Annotated in this window: 2 protein-coding genes; both read left to right on the top strand. The window is 74.1% G+C overall.

The genetic code is table 11. The features are described from left to right. Window positions 1–3370 (top strand): type I polyketide synthase (locus AB4039_RS41125; RefSeq protein WP_442273194.1); only part of this gene is annotated, 3370 nt, incomplete at its 5' end. Between the two features lie 83 nt (window positions 3371–3453). Further along, window positions 3454–5635 (top strand): type I polyketide synthase (locus tag AB4039_RS41120; RefSeq protein ID WP_442273193.1); only part of this gene is annotated, 2182 nt, incomplete at its 3' end.

Below are 5635 nucleotides of genomic sequence, written 5' to 3'. Positions count from 1 at the left end.
CTTCCGGGCCGTCGTGGACGGTGTTTCCTTCGGAGCGCCGCGCGTTCCGGTCGTCTCGGCCCTGACGGGCCGGACGGTGTCGGCGGAGGAGTTCTGCTCGGTCGACTACTGGGTGCGCCACGTCCGCGAGGCCGTCCGCTTCGCCGACGCCGTCGCCTCCCTCGCCGACCTGGGCGTCCGCACCTTCCTGGAGGTCGGTCCCGGCGGTGTCCTGACCGCCATGGCCCAGGACTCCCTGGACGAGCACGCGGTCACCGTCCCCCTCCTGCGCGCCGACCGCGCCGAGGACCTGGCCGTCACCACCGCCCTCGCCCACCTCCACGTCCACGGCGTACCCGTCGACTGGACCGCCGTCTTCGCCGGACAGGAGGCTCGGCACGTAGACCTCCCCACCTACGCCTTCCACCGCCGCCGCTACTGGCTCGCCCCGGGTTCCCCCGCCGGTGACGTGGCCTCCGCGGGGCTCGTGGCGGCCGAGCACCCCCTGCTGGGTGCCGCCGTCGCCCTCGCGGACGGTGAGGGGGCCCTGCTCACCGGACGGCTGTCGCCGGCCACGCACCCGTGGCTCAGCGACCACACGGTCATGGACACGATCCTGCTGCCGGGCACCGCCCTGGTCGACCTCGCACTGCGGGCCGCCGAAGAGGTGGGTTGCGACCGCGTGGACGAGCTGACCCTCGGCGCCCCGCTCGTCTTGCGCGAGCAAGCCGCCGTACGCCTCCAGGCCGTCGTCGGCGGCCCGGACGCGACCGGGCACCGTGCCGTCAACGTGTACTCGCGTCCCGAGAGCGCCGACGCCGTCGAACCGTGGACCCGCCACGCCACCGGTGTCGTGTCCGTGGACGCGCGGCCACAGGCCCCGGAAGGGCAGCCGCACGACCTCGCGGTCTGGCCCGCCCCCGGGGCCGACCGCCTGGACACCGGCGGAGCGTACGAGCGGCTGGCCGGCCTCGGCTTCGGCTACGGACCGGTGTTCCAGGGCCTTCACGCCCTGTGGCGGCGCGGCGACGAGGTGTTCGCCGAAGTACGGCTGCCCGACGGCACGGAAACGGGCGGCTTCGGGATCCACCCGGCGCTGCTCGACTCGGCGCTGCACGCGATCGGCCTCGGCGGCCTGCTGCCCGACGCCGGACACGGACGGATCCCGTTCGCCTGGAGCGGGGTGACGGTGCACGCCACCGGCGCCACGGCCCTGCGGGTCAGGATCACTCCGGCCGGAGCGGACGCGGTGGCCCTGCTGGCGACCGACGCGGCGGGCCGGCCCGTGGCCTCGGTCGACTCCCTGGTGYTGCGCCCCGTCTCGGCGGAGCAACTCGCCCGGGCCGGCCGCGAGCACGGACCGTACGACTCCCTCTACCGCGTCGACTGGACCGCCCTTCCCCGTACCTCGGAGGACCCCGTGAGTGGACCGGGCGAGCAGTGGACCCTCATCGGCGGCGACGACGGTCTGCGCGCCGCGCTGGAGGACTCCGGCATGAACGTCTCGTACCGCCCCGGTCCGGACGGCGCGGCGGCGCTGCCGGGAGTCGTGCTCGCGGCCGTCGACGTGCACCCGGACGGCGACCATCCGGTGGCCCACGCCCACGAGACCGCGCACCGCACGCTGGAACTCCTCCAGCACTGGCTGTCCGACGACCGGAACGCCGGGACCCGGCTGGTCGTCCTCACCGCCAACGCCGTCGTCGCCAAGGACCGGGACCAGGAGGACCAGGACAAGGAGGTCGACCCGGCGCAGGCCGCCGTCTGGGGCCTGGTGCGCTCGGCGCAGTCGGAGAACCCCGGCCGGTTCGTCCTGGTCGACCTCGACCGCGACGCCGCCTCGATGCGGGCGCTGCCCGCACTGCTGGCCTCGGGCGAGGAACAGTTCGCCGTACGCGGCGGGTCGGTACTCGTGCCACGGCTGGCGCGGGCCGAGACCCCGGCCTCCCTCGGTGAAACGCCCCCCGCGTTCACCGCCGCCGGCACGGTGCTGGTCACCGGCGCCTCGGGCCTGCTGGGGCGCCACGTCGCACGGCACCTGGTCACCGCCCACGGCGTCCGCGACCTGCTGCTCGTCAGCCGGAGAGGCCCCCGGGCGGCGGGCATGGCCGAACTGGAGGCGGAACTCGCCGAACGCGGGGCCCGGGTCACCGTGGCCGCCTGCGACGTGGCCGACCGCGAGGCGCTGTCGCGGCTGCTTGCGGAGATACCCGCCGAACACCCCCTGACCGGGGTGGTGCACGTGGCCGGAGTGACCGACGACGGCATCGTCACCGGCCTGACCGCGGAGCGGATCGACCGGGTGTTCCGGCCCAAGGTCGACGCGGCCCTGCACCTGGACGAACTCACCCGGGACATGGAACTGTCCGCGTTCGTCCTCTTCTCCTCCGCCGCCGGTGTCTTCGGCGCGGCGGGCCAGGGCAACTACGCCGCCGCCAACTCCTTCCTGGACGCCCTCGCCCAGCAGCGCCGGGCGGCGGGCCTGCCCGCCGTATCGCTGGCCTGGGGGCTGTGGGCCGAGAGCAGCGGGATCACCGGCGCGCTGAGCGACGCGGACCGCGGCCGGATGGCCCGCGGCGGGGTGCTGCCCCTGGCCACCGAAGAGGCCCTCGGCCTCTTCGACGCCGCGACGGCCCAGCCCCAGAGCACGGTGGTGCCCGTACGGCTGAACCAGGCGGAACTCCGCGCTCAGGCCGCGGCCGGCGCACTGCCGGCCCTGCTCACCTCGCTCGTCCGGGTTCCGGCCCGGCGGACGGCCGCGGGCGCGGCCGGGTACGGAGCCCCGGGCACCGGTACGGGGACCGGCGCGACCGAGGCCGGGCAGCGGGAACTGTCGGCGCGTCTGGCCGGTCTCACCGAGGCCGAACAGCGCAAGACGCTGCTCGACCTGGTGTGCGAGCACGTCGCCGCGGTCCTCGACCTCGCGTCGCCCCGGGCGGTCCGGCCCGGTCAGGCCCTGCGGGACCTCGGGTTCGACTCCTTGACCGCGGTCGAGTTCCGCAACCGGCTGGGCAAGGACACCGGGCTGCGGCTGCCTCCCACGCTCGTCTTCGACTACCCGACCCCGGCCGAACTCGTCGAGTACCTCAAGACCGAGGCGGCCCCGCCCGCCCCGGGCGTCGCCGGGATGCTCGCCGAACTCGACCGGATCGAGACGGCGCTGCGGAACACGGCGGCGGCCGGCGGGGAAGGCGGCGACGCCATCACCTCGCGCCTGCGGGACCTCCTAGACCAGTGGGCCGCGACCACCGGCACGGCCGGAGGGGGCACGGCGCGGGAAGCGTCGCGGACCTCGGACGCCACCGGCCCCGTGGACGTGGCGGACGGACTCCACGCCGCCACGGACGACGAGATGTTCGACTTCCTCGGCAAGGAATTCGGAATCTCCTGAACCGCGGAGTGGGCGGCGACCCGCCCCGCACAGCCCATCTGCCGGCTTCCGGCCCCACCGGCTCGACGTAAAAGGTGACTCAGGTGTCTGACCTCCAGGCGAACAACAACGAGGAAAAGCTGCGCTACTTCCTCAAGCGGGTATCGGCGGATCTCCACGAGGCCCGAGAGCGGCTGCGGGACCTCGACGCGGCACAGCACGAGCCGATCGCCATCGTCGCGATGAGCTGCCGGTTCCCCGGCGGCATCACGTCACCCGAGGGCCTGTGGCAGTTCCTGACGGACGGCGGCGACGCCATCACGCCATTCCCCGGCGACCGTGGCTGGGACCTCGAATCCCTCTACGACCCCGACCCGGACACCCGTGGCACCAGCCACGTCCGGGAAGGCGGGTTCCTCGACGGGATCGACCTCTTCGACGCGGGCCTCTTCGAGATATCACCTCGTGAGGCACTCACCATGGACCCCCAGCAACGCCTCCTGCTGGAGTCCTGCTGGGAGACGTTCGAACGGGCCGGCATCGACCCCACGGCCCTCAAGGGCAGCCGCACCGGCGTGTTCACGGGTGTGATGTACCACGACCACACATCGGTGCTCCAGCAGGCCGTGGAGGACGTCGACGGATACATCGGCACGGGCAGCGCGGCGAGCGTCGTCTCCGGACGGGTGTCGTACACCTTCGGCCTGGAAGGGCCGGCCGTGACCGTCGACACCGCCTGCTCCTCCTCCCTGGTCGCGCTGCACCTCGCCGTGCAGGCGCTGCGGCGGGGCGAGTGCGACCTGGCGCTCGCGGGCGGCGTGACCGCGATGCTCACCCCGACGTCCTTCGTCGACTTCAGCCGCCAGCGCGGACTGGCCGCCGACGGCCGCTGCAAGCCCTTCGCGGCCGCCGCCGACGGCACCGGCTGGGGCGAGGGGCTGGGCATGCTGCTGGTGGAGCGGCTCTCCGACGCCCGGGGCAACGGGCACCCGGTGCTGGCGGTGGTCCGGGGCAGCGCGGTCAACCAGGACGGCGCCTCGAACGGCCTCACCGCCCCGAACGGTCCTTCGCAGCAGCGCGTGATCCGCCAGGCCCTCACGGACGCCGGCCTGTCGGCCACCGACGTGGATGCGGTGGAGGCGCACGGCACGGGCACGACACTGGGCGACCCGATCGAGGCGCAGGCGCTGCTGGCCACGTACGGGCAGGGGCGCTCCGCCGACCGGCCGCTGTGGCTGGGCTCCCTCAAGTCGAACATCGGGCACACCCAGGCGGCGGCCGGGGTGGGCGGGATCATCAAGATGGTCGAGGCGATGCGGCACGGCGTCCTGCCCAGGACCCTGCACGTGGACGCGCCGACCCCGCACGTCGACTGGTCGTCCGGAACCGTACGCCTCCTGACCGAGCCCGTGGAGTGGGCGGAACACGACGGCCGCCCCCGACGGGCGGCGGTCTCTTCGTTCGGCTTCAGTGGCACCAACGCCCACGTCGTCATCGAGCAGCCCCCGCGGCCGGAGCCGGGTCCGGCCGGCGGCGAGAACGCGCCGCCGGAGCACCCGGCGCGCGCGACGCCCGTACTGCTCTCCGGGAAGAACGAGGCCGCGCTGCGCGGCCAGGCCGCACGTCTCCTGCGCCATGCGCAGGACAACCCCGACGAGTCCCTGGCCGACCTGGGCCTGTCGACGGCGACGACCCGGGCGGCCCTGGACCACCGGGCGGCGATCGTGGCATCGGACCGGGGGGGACTGCGCCGGGCTCTGGAACTGCTCGCGCAGGACGCCCCCGCAGGTGATGCCGGGAGCGCCGGCGTGGTGACGGGCGTCGTGGTGCCCCGGCAGACGGTGGCGTTCCTGTTCTCGGGGCAGGGCGGTCAGCGGCTCGGGATGGGGCGTGAACTGTACGAGGCCTTCCCGGTGTTCACGGAGGCCTTCGACACGGTCTGCTCCGCACTGGACGCACACCTCGAACGGCCCGTGCGGGACGTGGTGTTCGGCGACGACGCCGAGCTCCTGAACCAGACCGGATACGCGCAGCCCGCCCTGTTCGCGGTCGAGGTGGCCCTGTTCCGGCTGGTGGAGTCGTGGGGTGTCCGTCCGGACTTCCTGGCGGGTCATTCGGTGGGTGAGTTCGCGGCCGCGCACGTGGCGGGTGTGTTCTCCCTCGACGACGCGGCCCGGCTGGTGGCGGCGCGCGGCCGGCTGATGCAGGCCCTCCCGGCCGGGGGTGTGATGGTGGCGGTGGAGGCCTCGGAGGAAGAGGTACGGGACGGGACCTGCTGGCCGGGTT

The organism is Streptomyces sp. M-16 (assembly GCF_052114405.1).
Lineage (GTDB): Bacteria > Actinomycetota > Actinomycetes > Streptomycetales > Streptomycetaceae > Streptomyces.
This window is presented reverse-complemented; position numbering and strand designations above follow the sequence as displayed.